This is a genomic window from Lentzea miocenica (genome assembly GCF_033949945.1).
GTDB lineage: Bacteria > Actinomycetota > Actinomycetes > Mycobacteriales > Pseudonocardiaceae > Lentzea > Lentzea miocenica.
Genome location: NZ_JAXAVW010000033.1, coordinates 63688 through 78662, shown reverse-complemented (window position 1 = coordinate 78662; position 14975 = coordinate 63688). Strand labels below are relative to the sequence as shown.

Genomic DNA, 14975 nt, shown 5'->3' with positions numbered 1-14975 from the left:
CCAGCGACTCAGCGCGGCCTCCGCCATTCTCCGTGCCAACTAGGGCTGCACACCCGCGCCGAAGCCCAGCGACCCAGCACAGCCCCGCCGTCCTCCGTGCCAACTAGCACCGCACGCCCGCGCCGAACCCCAGCGACCCAGCGCCGTCCCCCGTACCAACTAGGGCCGCATGCCCGCGCCGAACCCCGTCCACCGCAGCTCCGCCGGAAGGTGGCCCATGTCGTTGTACACCACCAAAGTTGGCGCCAGCCCAGCTCGATGCTCGATCACCGTCAACGCCGTGTTCCCGCAGTCGAGTCCCAGCCAGCGCTCCGGCGGCGCGCCGAGCGCGTGCCGCACCAGCCACGCCACCGGATAGGCGTGCGTCACCAGGACCTCGTGCGTCTCCACGTCGGCAGGCCGAGCGAACCGGCCGACCAACGCCTCGGCAACGCGCGCACCGGCAGCGGCCTCCTCGGCGTCGTACCCGTCGAAGAAACCCGCCCACGTGGCAGGCGGGTTCCGCGGCACGTACGGCACGTGGTCGACGAGCTCGGCCGCTTCCCGCACCGGCACGCCCGGCAGGTGCTCCCCCACCGCATGAGCCGACCGCACCGCCCGTGACAGCGGCGAGTGCCACACGACGTCGATCGGCAGGCCCGCCAGCCGTTCGCCGAGGAGGTGCGACTGCCGCCGCCCGACCTCGGTCAGCTCTCCGAACGGGTCCGCCTCGCCGTGCCGCACCACGTACAGATGCCGAGTCGCCATACCGTCAGGATATTCACGTCATCCAGATGTTCACAACATCTGAATCCGGCGGGACGGGATCACCAAAATCAACGACAGCACGACCAGCAGCGACAGCAACACGACGTTCAGCACCTGGTCCCGCGGCTCGTACATGTGCAGCATCGTCAGGTGATAGGCGAAATGCAGGACGTTGAACACGAGCAGAGCGGCGCCCGCCAGCTGCACGACCATCGGCTTCTTGACATTGGCCAGCGCCACCAGGGCCAGCGCGGTGAACGCCAGATTGGCCGCGCCGACGTCCTTGGCGAGGTGCTCGTTGTACGGGCCGAGTTGCGGCAGCCACCGCAGTCCTAGGCCCGGGAAGTTCGCGTACCAGGACTCCGTGGCGAAGTAGGCGTAGCACCCGACGTACGCGGACGTCAGCGCGATGAACGCGAGGCTGATCCGGTCAAGCAGCAGTTTCATGCCATGCGGACGAGCCACCGGACCGATTCGTGACAGAGGCCGGCCGCGCACCCGCGCGACCGGCCCCTGGGCAGCGGCTACGGCCGGTCCGACACCTTGATCTTGCCCTCGATGATCTGGGCCTTGTAGCCCTCGAGGATGCCCTGCAGCTTGGCGTCGACCTTGCCACCCGACGCCGCGTACCCGACCCCGTCCACCTTGAGGTCGAAGACCTTCGGCAGCGACGCGAGGTCGTTCTTGGCCGCGGCGCGGAAGAAGTCGAACACCGCGACGTCGACGCGCTTGAGGCTCGACGCGACGATGACGTCCCGGTTGTTCGCGAGCGCCGGCTGGTTGTACTGGTCGGCGTCGCACCCGATCGCCAGCACGCCCGACTGCTTCGCCGCGGCGAAGACGCCGAGGCCGGACGAGCCCGCGGCGGGGTAGACGACGTCCGCACCCTTGTCGATCAGGCCCTTCGCAGCCTCCTGGCCCTTCGGCGGGTCCTGGAAGCCGGTGAAGTCACCGGCAGGGGTGATGTACTTCTTGTCGATCTTGACCTGAGGCGCGGCTGTCTTCGCACCCTGGTAGTAGCCTGCCTCGAACTTGTGGATCAGCGGGATGTCCACGCCGCCGACGAAGCCGACGTGGCAGTTCTTGCTCTGGTACGCGGCGACTACGCCCGCCAGGAACGACCCCTCCTGCTCGGCGAACACCAGCGGCGTGACGTTGGCAGCGCCCTCCACCGCCGAGTCGACCAGGCCGAACTTGACGTTCGGGAACTGCGGCGCGACGACCTTCATCGACTCGGTGTAGGCGAAACCCACGCCGATGATCGGGTTGAACCCCTCGGACGCCAGCTGGCGCAGCCGGCCCTGCTTGGCGGCCTCGTCCTCGTTCGGGGCGGCGGACACCTCGCGGGCGTTCTCCTTCTTGATCCCCATCTCCTTGGTGGCCCGCTCGAACCCGGCGGCGGCGAGGTCGTTGAACGACGCGTCGCCACGACCACCGATGTCGTAGGCAAGGCCGATCTTCAGCGCGCTCCCGTCGACCTTCTCACCGTTGGCGGCGCTGGTGGTCGAGGTGGCGGGCGCACTCGGCGGTGCCGCGAACTCGCACCCCGCACCGGCGGCGTTGGTCGTCCCGGCGGCGCCCCCGCCCGAGTCCTTCGCGCAGGCGCTCACCACCATGAGGCTGGTCAGCGCGATCGCGGCAACGGCGGTGCCACGCAGATGACGGCGCAAAGCAAATCTCCTTCCCCCTGAGGCTTCTCAGGGGGAAAGCTACCGCTCGCGGTGATCGTTTGGGACGGCAGTTCACCAACTGGGAACGGAGTTCGGCTGGAGTTAACGCCCCGCGAGCGCCTCGGGCAGGCTGAAGTACAGCTCCAGCGTCTCGTTCAGCGTGGTGGCCCGCAGCGCGCGCAACACGCTTCCCGCCGGAGTCACCAGACGCAGCGGCGTATCGCGTTCTTCGCCGAGCTGGTGGTACTCCACGAGCACGGAAAGGCCCGCCGACGCGAAGAACGCGACGGCACTGAGGTCCAGCACGACCGGCAGTCCGGCGCTGAACGCCGTGGACAGCTTGTCGCGCAACAGATCCGCCGTGTAGGAGTCGACTTCGCCTTCAGCGCGCAGCACGACAGCGGCGTCGAGCTGCTCGGTGTCGACCTTCAACGGCGGTGCGGTGCCCTCGTCCACGTCAGGCCTCCCAGGCTTGGTTCAGCGCACGCTCGAACAGTTCGGCCGGCTGAGCACCGGCGACGGCGAGGCGTTCGTCGACGACCACGAACGGAACGCCGGTGACGCCGAAGTCGCGAGCGCGTTGCTCGTCAGCGCGCACTGCGTCGGCATGAGCGGTGGGATCGTCCAGCACGGCACGGACGTCGGCGGGGTCGAGACCTGCCTCGGTGGCGATCCCGGTCAGCGAGTCCGCGGCGAACAACGAGCGCGCCTCGCCGAAGTTGGCGTGCAGCACGGCGTTGAGGAGCTCCGGCTGAAGGCCGCGCTCCCCCGCCCGGTGCAGCAGCCGGTGCACGTCGAAGGTGTTGCCCACCTCGCGGTCGAGCCGGTACTCGAGGCCCTCGTCGCGCGCGAGCTGGGCGACGGAGTCCTCCATCTCACCCGCACGCGGGCCGAACTTGGTGGCGAGCATCTCCTTCACCGGTTCGACGGTGTCTCTGCCCGGATCCAGCTCGAAGGCGCGGTGCACCACGGTGACCTCGGCGCGGTGCTCGAACCCGGCCAGCGCCCGCTCGAAACGCGCCTTGCCGATGTAGCACCACGGGCAGATTACGTCAGCCCAGAACTCGACCTGCATTGTTCGATCATGTCATGTCACCGGCTCAGCCTCTCATCAGAAACGATAATCGTTGTCATGTACGCTGCGACCCATGGCAGCGCGGGTCGTATTGGTAGCGGGGTTCACTCCCCACGACGTGGCGGATGAGCTCTGGCGGGCGGCACCGCAGTCGGTGCTGGTCAGGCACGACCTGAGCGGCCTGGCCGACGGTGTGGTGCGGCGCTGGGTGGACGGCCGGCTCACCGTGCTGGAACTCGCGCACGGGTGCGTGTCGTGCACGCTGCGCCTGGACCTCGTTCCCCTGCTCCTGGAACTGGACGGGCCGGTGATCGTGCATCTGGACCCGGTGCTCGAACCGGAGGCCGTCTGCTTCGCACTCAGCGAGACCGAGGTACAGGTCGACGCCGTGGTGACGGTGATCGACAGCGCTACCTGGCTGGCCGACGCGACCGGCACCGACTCGCTCGCCGACCGGGGCATGCGCGCGGCGGAGGGTGACGAGAGGTCGGTGGCGCAGGTCGTGGTCGGGCAGGCGGAGTTCGCCGACGCGCTGGTCCTGACCGGCGACAGCGACCCGGCCCTGGCGGCGGTGCTCGACCGGCTCTCCCCGCAGGCGCCCCGGCAGAAGCTGGACGAACTGGACGTCAGCGCGTTGCTCGGCGCGATTCCCGCCACCGCACGACGCGGCGAGGTCGACGACGGGTTCGGTCCGCTGCTGTACGGGCAACCGCCGCTGGAACCGGCGCACGGCGTGTCCGTCGTCCACTTCACCGAACGGCGCCCGTTCCACCCCATGCGGTTGCACGACTCCATCGACGTGCTGCTCGACGGCGTGGTGCGCGCGCGTGGCCGGGTGTGGCTGGCCAGCCAGCCCGACGAGGCGCTGTGGCTCGAGTCCGCGGGCGGCGGGTTGCGCGTGGGCAACCTCGGCCCGTGGCTCGCGGCGACCGACGACTGGGCGGAGGCCGGCGACGACCGGCGCGCGGCCGCCTCGCTGCGGTGGGACCCGTACTACGGCGACCGCGACCAGGAGATCGTCGTGATCACCAGGTTCGCCGACCCCGAGGAGATCGTCGCGACTCTGCGGGCGGCGCTCGTCACCGACGAGGAGCTCGCGCTGATCGCCGAGCTCGACTTCGCCGACCCGTTCGCGGACTGGCACGAGGAGATGGAACTCTGATGCGCACCCCGGTGACCGTCCTGTCCGGCTTTCTGGGCTCCGGCAAGACGACGCTGCTCAACCACGTGCTCGCCAACCGCGACGGCAGGCGGGTCGCGGTGATCGTGAACGACATGAGCGAGGTCAACATCGACGCCGCGCTGGTCGCGGGTCAGGGCACGCTCGACCGCACCACCGAGCGGCTGGTCGAGCTCACCAACGGCTGCATCTGCTGCACGTTGCGGGAGGACCTGCTCGACAGCGTCGGCGAGCTGGCGCGCTCCGGCCGGTTCGACACGATCCTGATCGAGTCCACCGGCATCTCGGAGCCCATGCCGGTCGCGGCGACGTTCGACTGGACTTTCGACGACGGCACGAGCCTCTCCGACCACGCGCGACTCGACACGATGGTGACGCTGGTGGACGCGGCGGGTTTCCTGCGCGAGCTGACCACCGGCGACCCGCTGGCCGAGCGCGACCTGGCCGCCGCCGACGGCGACGAGCGCACGATCTCGGACCTGCTCGTGGACCAGGTCGAGTTCGCCGACGTGCTGGTGGTGAACAAGACCGACCTCGTCACGCCTGCCGAGATCGCGACCCTCGACGCCGTGCTGCGGCGGCTCAACCCGTCCGCCCGTCTGCTGCACGCGCGTCAGGGCGTCGTCGACCTGGCCGAGGTGCTCGACACCGGCCGCTACGACCCGATCACCGCCGCACAGGCACCCGGCTGGGCCCAGGAGCTCGCGGGCGGGCACACCCCGGAGACCGAGGAGTACGGGATCAGGTCGGTCACCTACCGCGCGTCCAGGCCGTTCCACCCCGCCCGTCTGGTGGAGGCACTGACCGACTGGGAGGGAGTGTTGCGCAGCAAGGGTTTCTGCCACATCGCGACCCGGCCGGACGTGCTGGCCGTGTGGTCACAGGCCGGACCCAACCTGGCGCTCGAGCCCGGTCAGCTGCTGGACGCACCTCAAGCCCGGCAGGAGCTGGTGTTCATCGGCGTCGGTCTCGACGTGGACGAACCGGCCCGCCGCCTGGATCCCGCGCTGCTCACCGACGCCGAACTGGCGGCAGGCCCGCAGGCGTGGCTGACGTTCGAGGATCCGTTGCCGGAGTGGGACTTCAGCGACCTGCACGATCACGGCCCGAGGTCCGCGACCTTCGCCTGAAGATCGTCCACGAACCGGCTGAGCAGCCGGGATGCCCACGTGCTCCATCGCCCGCTCGACCAGCTGGCTGCGGTTGAGCACGGTGCCCAGTTGCATGAGGTGCGGCAGCACTCCGCGTTGACACTGCCCGATTTCGGCTAGCTTCGGACTCATGCGGACGTTCAGCCAGGTCGACGTGTTCACCGACGAGTTCACGAAGGGCAACGCGCTCGCGGTCGTGCACGACGCGGAAGGCCTCACCACCGAGGAGATGGCGGCGTTCGCGAACTGGACGAACCTGGCCGAGACCACGTTCCTGCTCCCTCCCGCGAACCCCGCCGCCGACTACCGGGTGCGGATCTTCACGGTGAGCCGCGAGCTGCCGTTCGCGGGCCATCCGACGCTCGGATCCGCCCACGCGTGGCTCGCCGCCGGGCACACCCCGCGCGACCCCGTCCTGCTGGTGCAGGAATGCGGTGCGGGGCTGGTGGAGGTGCGCCGCGACGGCTCGCGTCTGGCGTTCGCCGCCCCGCCGCTCGTGCGCAGCGGTCCGGTCGAGGACCACGCCGCGCTGGCCACGGCGCTGGCGATCACACCGGAGGAGATCGCCGGCGCCCAGTGGGCCGACAACGGGCCGGGCTGGGTCGCGGTGCTGCTGCACTCCGCGGAGGCGGTGCTCGCGGTGGAACCCGACCACGCCCGGTTCGGCGAGTTCACGGGGATCGGCGTGATCGGGCCGCACCGGGACGGCGGGGAGGCCGCGTTCGAGGTGCGGGCGTTCATCAACGAGGGCGGCCGGTACGAGGAGGACCCGGTGACGGGCAGCCTCAACGCCTCGATCGCGCAGTGGCTCATCCCCGCGGGAATCGCCCAGCGGCAGTACGTCGCAGCCCAGGGCACCAGGCTGGGCCGCCGGGGACGGATCCACCTCTCCCAGGCCGATGACGGGCAGATCTGGGTCGGCGGCAACACGGTTTTCGGCATCACCGGCCAGGTCGCACTGTGAGCTGCATGGACCGCGCCCATTGAGGTGCCGCCTACCCGCGGCGCACGAGTCTCAAACGTTGTTCTTGATCGGCAACGGATGAGAACATCGGTTGGTGGTCGCGGTATCCAGCTGGTTGCGGTCGCCGTGCCCCGCACTCGTCGTCAATGCCGCCGGTGCCGTGCATGGCATGAACGACGCAGCCAAATCCCTTTTCCCGCAGCAGGTTCCCCCGCCGCGGTGGCATCACGGCGAGTCCGTGGGCATCGCCGAGCGCAGCTATGCCGCGCACCGGGTCGACAACGAGGACGGCTCGGTCACCTGGTGGTTGCTCGACGAGACGGACCTGCGCCTGGAACGGGAGCGCGCCGCGTTGCTCACGCGGATGTCCAACGCCCTGATGACCTCCCTCAACCCCGAGCGGTGCATGACCGTCGTGGCCGAACTGGCCGCCACGCACCTCGCGGACGAGGCGCTGGTGATCGCGCCGCAGTCGAACCACGGCCATCCCGTCACGCGGTGCCTCCGGGGTGAAGCGGCGACGTACGAGTTGCAGCACATCGACGTCGATGAGGTCGTGGGCCTCAGCGAGGCGTTGCGCGGCTTCCCGCCCGTGCCGTCGCGGTGGATCGACCCGGCGGTGGCGCCGGAGTGGCTCGCGAAGGACGGCGTGTCGATCGTCGTGACGCCGTTGCCCGGCCATGGCGTGCCGGCCGGTGCGTTGATCCTCGTGCGGCGGGACAAGGCGTTCAGCGAGGACGAGGAGTCGTTCGCGCGGCTGTTCGCCTCCCGAGCGGGCGTGGCGATGTCGGCGGCGCACCTGTTCACCCAGCAGGCCGTGATCACGGAGCGGCTGACCAGAGACCTGCTGCCGCCGACGCTGCGCCGCTACGACCGCGTCGAACTGGCCGGCCGGTACCGCGCCGCCGCCGACACCGAACGCGTCGGCGGCGACTTCTACGACGTGCACGAACTTCCCGGCGACGACCTGTTCGTCGTGCTCGGTGACGTCTGCGGCAAGGGGCTCGACGCGGCCGCGCAGACCGGCAAGGTCCGCACCGCGCTGCACGCGCTGCTGCAGGTGGTGACCGATCACGACCAGATGCTGCAGGCCCTCAACCAGGCGCTGCTCAGCTCGGACCAGTCCCGCTTCATCACCACCGTCGTCGGCACCGTCCGTCCCGTCGACGAGGGCCTGCGCGTCACGCTGACCGGCGGCGGGCACCTGCCGCCGTTGATCGTGCGGGCCGGCGGCTCGGTCGAGGTGGCCCGCACCCGCGGCACGCTGGTCGGCATTCTGCCGGAGATCACGACGACCACCGACGAGGTGGTACTGGCGCCCGGCGACTCGTGCCTGCTCTACACCGACGGCATCACCGAGGCCTGCGGTGGCCCGCTGGGCGACGAGGAGTTCGGGGAGGACCGCCTGCGCCGCGCGCTGAGGTTCTGCGGCGGCATGCCGGCCGAGGCGCTCGTCGAGCACGTGCACATGCTGGCGGCGCAGTGGGTCGGCGCCGGCGTCCACGACGACATGGCGGTGCTCGCGATCACCGCTCCGCGCAGGAGGACATCGTGAAGGCCGTCGACGCTCTGTGGGAGGCCGTGCTCGACCGGGACGAGCACCGCGCGACCGACGTGGTGCTCGCGGCCGCCGACGACCTCGGTTACGAGACCGTGTTGCTCGACGTCGTCGGTGCCGTGCAACAGCGGGTCGGCCGGGAGTGGGCCGTGAACCGGATCAGCGTGGCCCAGGAGCACGCGATCACCGCGATCAACGAGCGCGCGGTCGCCGCGTTGTCGATCACCAGACCCCGGCGCGAACCCGTGCACGGACGTGTGACCGTGGCCTGTGTGGACGGCGAGTGGCACGCGTTGCCCGCGCGGTTGCTGGCGGAAGTGCTGTCGTTGCGCGGTTTCGCCGTCGACTACCTGGGCGCGCAGGTACCGGCACCACACCTGATCACGCACCTGCACAGGACCAATCCGGACGTCGTGGCGTTGTCCGGTTCCATCGCCACCCGGCTGCCGTCCGCGCACGCCACGATGACGGCGTGCCAGGCGGCGGGCGTACCGGTGATGGTGGGCGGCGCGGCGTTCGGTGCGGACGGCGGGCACGCGCGACGGTTCGGCGCGAACGCGTGGGCCGCCGACGCCCGCTCCGCCGCGGACATGCTGCTGTCCCAAACGATGCCGGTGCCGAACGCGCCGCACCAGCCGATCGACGACCTGCCGCATCTCGCCGACCAGGAGTACACGCTGGTGAAGCGCAGCGCGGGCGAGCTGGTGCGGTCGGTGTACCGCGGGCTGGAGGAACGCCTGCCCGCCATGCAGTCCTACGGCGACGAACAACGGCAGCACACGGCCGAGGACCTCGCGCACATCGTGGATTTCCTTGCTACCGCTCTGTACGTGGACGATGACGCGCTGTTCCGCGCGTTCCTGTCGTGGACCGGCGAGGTGCTCAACGCGCGCGGCGTGCCCGCTCGGGTGCTGGAACCGGCGCTGGACCTGCTCGCCGCGCAACTGCGGGACTTCCCGCGCGCACAACGGATGCTGGCCCAGCCGGACAGGTTGCTCTCCGTATGACTGTCTGAGATATGCGACAGCCCTATCACCGCTGATCGACCCCGCGCGGCCCGATCTTGCCGCAGGTCAGTGTCCACACAGGCCTTGAAACCATAGATTTGAAATGTTTTCATCTCGCGCATGGACATGGGGACATTCACGCCGCTCACAGCCTATTTAGTGGCGTGCATCGGGTCCGCCCTCGGTCTCCTGTCCGCCGAGCGCGCACGGCACGCGAACAGGACGACCCGCAACTGGTGGCTGTCGGTGGCCGCGGTGTCGATCGGCGGGCTCGGCATCTGGGGCATGCACTTCACCGCGATGCTCGGCACCTGGATGGGCGCGACCGTCGCCTACGACATCCCCATCACGTTGCTGAGCATGGTCGTCGCCATCGTGGTCGTCGGCATAGGACTGTTCGTGGTCCGGCGGTACGGCATCAACGGCGACACCCGCGTCTGGCCGCTCATCGCGGGCGGGCTCGTCACCGGCCTCGGCGTCGCCGCGATGCACTACACCGGCATGTCCGCGATCGTGATCGGTGCCGAAATCAGCTACAACCCCGCCATCGTGGCACTGTCCATCGTGATCGCCGTCGTCGCCGCGACCGTCGCACTCTGGTTCACCAGGAAGGTCAGCGGACCCCTCGCCGTCCTCGGCGCCTCGCTCGTGATGGGACTGGCCGTCACCGGCATGCACTACACCGGCATGTCCGCCATGAGCATGGCGCACGACCACACCGCCGATGTCGTGGCCAGCAACTCCCAGGACCTGATCACGTCGTTGATCATCGGCGGCGCCGGCTTCAGCGTGCTCATCATCTTCCTGCTCGCCCTCACCTCCTCCGACGACGAAGGCCGCGAGGACGCCGAACTGCTCGACCGGGTCCTGCGCCGCACCGAGGCACGCCGGTCCGGCCAGTTCTGAGTCACTGGCTGCTGATGCTCGCGACCAGGTTGATCGTCGTGGCCAGCACACCGGTGCCGAACAGGTAGGACAACAGGGCGTGCTTCAACGCCGTCCGCCGCATCTCCCGGCCGGACAGGCTGGTGTCGGACACCTGGAACGTCATCCCGATGCTGAACGCGACGTACGCGAAGTCGCCGTAGTCCGGCGGCTCCGCCTGGTTGAAGTCCACGCCACCATCCGCCCCCGCGTAATACAGCCGGGCGTACCGAAGCGTGAAGATCGTGTGCACCACCGTCCACGACAACACGACCGACAACACACCGAGCCCGACCCGCAGGAGTTCGGACGAGCCACTGGTGTGCGCGGCACGAGCCAGCACAAAGCCCACCGACACCAGACTCGCCAGCGCGGCCACGATCAGCACCACCTCGGCGACCCGGCGCGTCGGGTCGTTGCGGACGGCGTGCTGCGCGGTCTCCTCCGCGCCCATCGGCCAGATCACCAGCCACGCCCGCACGAGGTAGACCAGCGTGGCGACGTCCCAGCCGACCAGCGGGCCGAACTCGGCGTGGCCGCTCAGCGTGACGACCAGGCCGCCGACGAGGCCCGCGGCCACCGCGACCACGACCTTGGTCCGGTCCAGGACGAAGGCGTCGGTCGGCGGTCGGGACGGAAGATCATCCGGCATGCGGGCGAAGGTACTCCGGCCGAGTCTGAACAGCCCGGACGCCCGTCCAGCTGTTGCTGATCACCGTTCCAAACTCTCGGGCGCACAAACGGCAAGCGATGTGAGGTGAACCACAGACCTCCAGTTCATTCCTGGGGCCAGCCCACGACCTAAACGGATTGAACGCCTACGCGGGATGCAGCAGTAGCCCGGAGGCTCAAGCCGGATGGATGTCATGGGCACGGGTAAGCACAATGACGGCGATTCACAGGATCCGACCACGGTTGTCGGGCTGCTTTACCGAGTCGTGGACAAGCCTCACCGTGTGATCGGCTTGGCGTGCGTTTCGGCGCTGCCGTGCGGAATCATTGTGCAGGCCACCAGCTCCGCCACGGTCATGGGCATCAGCCCTGGTTGGATTGGCGCCTCGGTGAGCATGGCCTCAGCGCTGGGACTCGGGATCGCACGCGGCGTGCGTGAAATTCGCAGCAGGCACGACCGCAAAATGCAGAAGCTCGCGGCGCTCGTGGTTGCCGAACTGACCCAGGAGCAAAGCATTGCGGATACAGCGACCGTTCAAGACAACCAGTGAGTGTCGGTTCTGAAAGTTTCACCACACCTGATGGCGGGTGTTGGCCGATCAGTGACCGGCCAACACCCCGCCGTCGACCTCTTCGCCTCAGCTCGTGGCGACTACTGCCAGTCCATCATCTCCAATGTCGCCATCGCCGGCGTCTTGAGACCGAGCTCGTCAGACTCCGTGAACTCGCTGGGAACAACCCACGAGCTTCGCTGATTGCTCCGCAGCTCAGACCCTTCGGTCTGCGCGTTGTACGGCGGTCGAGTTCGACGCCGAGGTGATTCGGACCTGTTGTCCGGCCAGGACGGATTCCTGTGAGCGGGGATCGGCGCCATCACGGTTTCGGCTTCCGCCGATGCCTCCACCTCGAGTCCACGATCGACGTCCAGCATGTCGAGCCTTGCGGTCAGCGCGTCGGCGGGTGAGTCCCCCGCCAGCACCAGAGCCGAATCCAGGACCGCGCGACGGGTTGCTGCGCGACGTTCCGCAATAGCATGAAGCGAGCTTCCCGACTCCGTCTCGACCAGATGCGTCGTGCCGGCGAACCAGCGGCGCTCGTCCTGCAACGCGGACCACATGAAGGCATGCACCGACGGCAAGTCCGGACATAAGTCGAACTCGTCGATCGCGTCCACAGGCAGCATCTCAACCGCGACCGAGACACCCATTTCTGCCCACGCAAGGTCCTGACTGAATCCTCTTTTGACATCTTCCGCCACGACACCTCCTGCGGCATCGCGCCATGCTTCAGAAAGAGCGTTTCGGTTCGCCTGCAACCAGTTGTGGATCACCAGCTTCATACTTCGCGTGCCGTCCATCACGATCTGGACAGGGTCGATCACCCGCCACACGAACAACATCAAGAATGACCTCGAGCCTTGATCGCCTGCGCCGCCCGAAAGCACCACCAGTTGCCAGAACGCATGCGGCCACAGATCCACGTGGTACAGGCTGTCCCGCATCTCGTCGAGATACTCCTCGACCTTGGGCCCGATCTCGTTCGGCCAGATGGTCCGCGGCCGTCCTTCCAACGTGCTGACGAGGGCGATGTCGTCGAGAACCTCCTTGCGCCGCTTACCTCCACGTGCGTCGAGCGGCGCGGCGATCACGGGGTTGTCGTCGCCGGGGTCGGGGAACGAGCGGGTGCTGAGCATGAAGTAGGCGGCCAGCCGCCGGGACATGTAGTTGTGCCGATCGGTCGTGGCGACGGTCCAGAGAAGCCTGGTCAATCCTGCGACGTGGCGGGTGTTGCCGCCTCGCGCGGCATTGATCCATCCGTCCAACGCGCGAGCGAAGTCGCAAGTCTCCTTCTCCCCTGGCTCGGACTCCGGTGCAGCCATGGCAGTCGGCGAGGTCTTCTGCCGAATGCGGTACGCCAGCAGCCCGAGACGCTGGCGGGACACTCGGCGCGCCAGGCCGTTGCCGACGTCGTCACCCAACGACGACCGTGCGATCAACTTGTTGAGGTAGTCTTCCTCATCCGCACCATGGATCATGTCACTCATCGCTGAATCCGCCGTTCTTCGACTCGGTTTCCCCTGATTTCTCGTACGCCCGCCCGCTTCATTCCGAACCTTCGTCCAGCTCTTCTTTGCGCGCCTTGCGCATTGCGCGAGCGGAGATCGTCATCACTGTCCCGGCGTCCAGCCCCAGGAAACTTGCAATTTCCGCATAGGTGTAGCAGAGCCCATAATGCCAGTACAGGACCGTTCTCTCCATCGTGTGCAACCGCTCCAGGATTCGCCGCAGCACGTCAGTGTTGTCGACCCGATACAGCGAGGCGTCACAGGTCGCACTTTCCGCAATCTGATCAAGCTCCGGCGCAACGAGCACACCCTCCCATCCCAGCTTGCGCCGCTTCCACTTGCGGAACACGTTGGCAAACTCACGCGTGCACCCATTGAGAAAATATGTCTTCAGAGAGGCGCCGCCGTCACAACTCCATTCCTTGCCAAAAACTCCGTAGTTGAAAAATCGGGTTGCGGCGTGAAAGACTATCTCCGAGGCAAGATCCTCGATTTCGTCGAATGAGAACTTCTCCGCCTCGCCGACAGGTCGATCGATTTCGGCACTGCGAACGAAGAACGCCCCGGACCGCAGCCACGCTTCGACGACCGGCTGGCATTGCGCGATCAACCGATCACGGACCGTGGCACAGAACTTACTGTCGGGACCTCGCAAGCGCAGTGCCTGACACAGCTCCTCGTCCGCCTCAAGGCTCCCCATGACGTCATCGGCCACGCCCACCGCAGCCGCATCCCGCAAGACAGCCAGGTCACGATCAGGATCGTTGCTGCGCAGCCATGACAAGGGCCGCAGCTTCACGGTGGGCTCATCGGCCAGACCCAACACAGCGGGTACTTCAGCCACATCGACGTCATCAGAGTTAGGTGGACTATCCACACCTGCAACATTCGATGCGGAGACAGAGGCGGAGGCACTAAATTCGGCCGATCCTGCCCCCGCTTCGTCTCGCATGTCGCGCGCTACGGCACGCCCAAGTCCCGACGCGGGTTGAAGCTGTTCAATCGAGTGCGGTGACGAGGTCAGGGCAAAACTCGACCGCACCTCGACACTCACGCATTCACACTGCCTCGTATGCTCGGGACAGCTTGTCATCGGTCGTGCTCCAGAGTTGTTCGGGTAACCGAGGGGGATTTACACAGGTGCACCGCAGGGGTGAGCAGCACGAAACTCGTGGTGGGTACGCACCTGGCGACGTATAGGTCGAGCTCAAGCAAGATCACGAGATTTGACCACTACATAGTTGCTAACGCAAATTACGTTCCGGAATAGCCGCAGGTAGGCCCGATCTCACCCTCGTCGAAATTGTCACCCAACCGAAGGCTGAGATCTTGCGAGCCTTACATCCTAGCTGTTGCGGAACCGCCCGACGTACATAAAGGATTCGCGTTCCTCTGGAATACAGCCCTTACGTCTGCACTGACGACAGTCTCTGGGTGGCCAGTGAGCCGGTAGTCGTCAGCTTCCCGCCCAACCGTTCGGTCCGCGCCGAGAAACTCCAGCCGCCTGCGGACCGCTACCCGTTCACGATCCAGGGCACACTCGCAGCAGCGGTCCTCCGTTCGGTCCGCGCCGGACCTGGTCGGACACCCGGCCAAGGTCCCGAACGTGGCGTCTGCGTCGGCTACAACCTCGGCGAGCGGCCGCACTGCGTTCGCGGCGCAGGCTTTCGCATGCTCGGACACCTGCCCAAGTCGTGGAGCGGCCGGGCCACGACGCGGCGTCAACTCGTCGTAGCGAACCGACCGGCGATCTCACCGGTGGCGCCAGTGGTAGGCCGTGGTGGCACTGCTTCGAACCCCGCCACCGACAGGGGCGCCGCAGCCGTGCGGGCGGTGCACGGACCCGACCGCATGCTCTGAGCCCGCAATCGCGCAACACCATTCGTGCACCTATTCGAATTCCCATGACCGGTCCAGACGAATTCCTGATCGCGCGGAATATTCCTGACTGAACCGCATCCC

16 protein-coding genes are annotated in these 14975 nt (G+C 67.7%); 8 read left to right on the top strand and 8 right to left on the bottom strand.

Features of this window, described 5'->3' with window-relative positions; translation table 11 throughout:
- Window positions 1–159 precede the first annotated feature (159 nt).
- The 5 genes from SK803_RS34285 to SK803_RS34265 all read right to left on the bottom strand — a co-directional run bounded on the left by SK803_RS34285 (window position 160) and on the right by SK803_RS34265 (window position 3492).
- Window positions 160–747, bottom strand: a complete 588-nt coding sequence (locus SK803_RS34285; RefSeq protein ID WP_319970329.1) for a histidine phosphatase family protein — start codon at window positions 745–747, stop codon at window positions 160–162.
- 30 nt (window positions 748–777) lie between these two features.
- Complete coding sequence (locus SK803_RS34280) at window positions 778–1194, bottom strand: hypothetical protein (protein WP_319970328.1); 417 nt, start codon at window positions 1192–1194, stop codon at window positions 778–780.
- A gap of 77 nt (window positions 1195–1271) precedes the next feature.
- On the bottom strand, window positions 1272–2405 hold the full coding sequence (locus tag SK803_RS34275; RefSeq protein WP_319970368.1) for a BMP family lipoprotein: 1134 nt from the start codon (window positions 2403–2405) through the stop codon (window positions 1272–1274).
- Between the two features lie 114 nt (window positions 2406–2519).
- On the bottom strand, window positions 2520–2873 hold the full coding sequence (locus tag SK803_RS34270) for an STAS domain-containing protein (protein ID WP_319970327.1): 354 nt from the start codon (window positions 2871–2873) through the stop codon (window positions 2520–2522).
- A gap of 1 nt (window position 2874) precedes the next feature.
- Entirely contained in the window at window positions 2875–3492 is a 618-nt protein-coding gene (locus tag SK803_RS34265; RefSeq protein WP_319970326.1) for a DsbA family oxidoreductase, read from the bottom strand.
- A gap of 73 nt (window positions 3493–3565) precedes the next feature.
- Here SK803_RS34265 and mrf point away from each other — a divergent pair, with 73 nt between their 5' ends.
- The 6 genes from mrf (at window position 3566) to SK803_RS34235 (ending at window position 10258) form a co-directional block, all read left to right on the top strand.
- Window positions 3566–4654, top strand: a complete 1089-nt coding sequence (gene mrf, locus SK803_RS34260; RefSeq protein WP_319970325.1) for a ribosome hibernation factor-recruiting GTPase MRF — start codon at window positions 3566–3568, stop codon at window positions 4652–4654.
- The gene (locus tag SK803_RS34255) at window positions 4654–5802 is read left to right on the top strand and encodes a GTP-binding protein (protein ID WP_319970324.1); all 1149 of its coding nucleotides are present in this window, start codon (window positions 4654–4656) and stop codon (window positions 5800–5802) included. The genes mrf and SK803_RS34255 overlap by 1 nt, the downstream gene beginning before the upstream one ends.
- A 151-nt stretch (window positions 5803–5953) precedes the next feature.
- Window positions 5954–6787, top strand: coding sequence for a PhzF family phenazine biosynthesis protein (locus SK803_RS34250; RefSeq protein ID WP_319970323.1), 834 nt, complete (start codon window positions 5954–5956; stop codon window positions 6785–6787).
- Between the two features lie 169 nt (window positions 6788–6956).
- A complete protein-coding gene (locus SK803_RS34245; RefSeq protein WP_319970322.1) occupies window positions 6957–8342 on the top strand; it encodes a PP2C family protein-serine/threonine phosphatase in 1386 nt (461 codons plus the stop codon).
- Complete coding sequence (locus SK803_RS34240; RefSeq protein WP_319970321.1) at window positions 8339–9352, top strand: cobalamin B12-binding domain-containing protein; 1014 nt, start codon at window positions 8339–8341, stop codon at window positions 9350–9352. Before SK803_RS34245 ends, SK803_RS34240 begins: the two co-directional genes overlap by 4 nt.
- Window positions 9353–9472: 120 nt before the next feature.
- Window positions 9473–10258: an MHYT domain-containing protein gene (locus SK803_RS34235; protein ID WP_319970320.1), complete on the top strand. Its 786-nt coding sequence runs from the start codon at window positions 9473–9475 to the stop codon at window positions 10256–10258.
- A 1-nt stretch (window position 10259) separates the two neighbouring features.
- Here SK803_RS34235 and SK803_RS34230 read toward each other — a convergent pair whose 3' ends face one another.
- Window positions 10260–10928, bottom strand: a complete 669-nt coding sequence (locus SK803_RS34230; protein WP_319970319.1) for a DUF1345 domain-containing protein — start codon at window positions 10926–10928, stop codon at window positions 10260–10262.
- Window positions 10929–11133: 205 nt separating this feature from the next.
- On the opposite strand from SK803_RS34230, the gene SK803_RS34225 reads away from it, so the two are divergent.
- Entirely contained in the window at window positions 11134–11499 is a 366-nt protein-coding gene (locus SK803_RS34225; protein WP_319970318.1) for a hypothetical protein, read from the top strand.
- A gap of 101 nt (window positions 11500–11600) precedes the next feature.
- Here SK803_RS34225 and SK803_RS34220 read toward each other — a convergent pair whose 3' ends face one another.
- Together SK803_RS34220 and SK803_RS34215 are read right to left on the bottom strand one after the other, a co-directional pair.
- Window positions 11601–12992, bottom strand: a complete 1392-nt coding sequence (locus SK803_RS34220; protein ID WP_319970317.1) for a hypothetical protein — start codon at window positions 12990–12992, stop codon at window positions 11601–11603.
- Between the two features lie 58 nt (window positions 12993–13050).
- Window positions 13051–14067 (bottom strand): RNA polymerase sigma factor, encoded by a 1017-nt coding sequence (locus SK803_RS34215; RefSeq protein ID WP_319970316.1) that lies wholly within the window; start codon window positions 14065–14067, stop codon window positions 13051–13053.
- 380 nt (window positions 14068–14447) lie between these two features.
- Between SK803_RS34215 and SK803_RS34210 the strand changes: the two genes are divergently transcribed.
- The gene (locus SK803_RS34210) at window positions 14448–14873 is read left to right on the top strand and encodes a hypothetical protein (protein ID WP_319970315.1); all 426 of its coding nucleotides are present in this window, start codon (window positions 14448–14450) and stop codon (window positions 14871–14873) included.
- Window positions 14874–14975 lie beyond the last annotated feature (102 nt).

Coding starts and splice junctions, on each gene's coding strand:
- SK803_RS34285 (WP_319970329.1), bottom strand. CDS start 747: ATGGCGACTCGGCATCTGTACGTGGTGCGGCACGGCGAGGCGGACCCG.
- SK803_RS34280 (WP_319970328.1), bottom strand. CDS start 1,194: ATGAAACTGCTGCTTGACCGGATCAGCCTCGCGTTCATCGCGCTGACG.
- SK803_RS34265 (WP_319970326.1), bottom strand. CDS start 3,492: ATGCAGGTCGAGTTCTGGGCTGACGTAATCTGCCCGTGGTGCTACATC.
- mrf (WP_319970325.1), top strand. CDS start 3,566: ATGGCAGCGCGGGTCGTATTGGTAGCGGGGTTCACTCCCCACGACGTG.
- SK803_RS34255 (WP_319970324.1), top strand. CDS start 4,654: ATGCGCACCCCGGTGACCGTCCTGTCCGGCTTTCTGGGCTCCGGCAAG.
- SK803_RS34250 (WP_319970323.1), top strand. CDS start 5,954: ATGCGGACGTTCAGCCAGGTCGACGTGTTCACCGACGAGTTCACGAAG.
- SK803_RS34245 (WP_319970322.1), top strand. CDS start 6,957: ATGAACGACGCAGCCAAATCCCTTTTCCCGCAGCAGGTTCCCCCGCCG.
- SK803_RS34235 (WP_319970320.1), top strand. CDS start 9,473: ATGGACATGGGGACATTCACGCCGCTCACAGCCTATTTAGTGGCGTGC.
- SK803_RS34230 (WP_319970319.1), bottom strand. CDS start 10,928: ATGCCGGATGATCTTCCGTCCCGACCGCCGACCGACGCCTTCGTCCTG.
- SK803_RS34225 (WP_319970318.1), top strand. CDS start 11,134: ATGGATGTCATGGGCACGGGTAAGCACAATGACGGCGATTCACAGGAT.
- SK803_RS34220 (WP_319970317.1), bottom strand. CDS start 12,992: ATGAGTGACATGATCCATGGTGCGGATGAGGAAGACTACCTCAACAAG.